Raw genomic sequence first — 262 nt, 5'->3', positions numbered from 1 at the left:
ATGACCGAAGAAATCGCCATCTCCCTACGGGAGGCGGCGAAGCGGTTGGGACTGTCCTACCAAACCGTGTTCGCCAGCCGAAAACAGATCGGCTTCAGACTGCCGGGCGGTCGCGCCTGGCGCGTCTGGCCATCCCAACTTGCCCTGCTGGGGCAGAAAAGCAACAATGTGACCCGGCTATCGCTGCAGGTCGACGGAGATTCACCATGTCAATCCGCAGAGACAAAGCATCCGGGGTTTGGCAGATCGACATCTGCTCGCC

General features: G+C 60.3%; 1 protein-coding gene. It reads left to right on the top strand.

The window, feature by feature from the left end:
* On the top strand, nucleotides 1–262 hold a 262-nt coding region (locus tag R0J88_RS21060), incomplete at both ends, for a hypothetical protein (protein WP_410901035.1).

The sequence above is a fragment of the Pseudoalteromonas sp. SIMBA_162 genome (genome assembly GCF_046535955.1).
Lineage (GTDB): Bacteria > Pseudomonadota > Gammaproteobacteria > Enterobacterales > Alteromonadaceae > Pseudoalteromonas > Pseudoalteromonas marina.
This window is presented reverse-complemented; position numbering and strand designations above follow the sequence as displayed.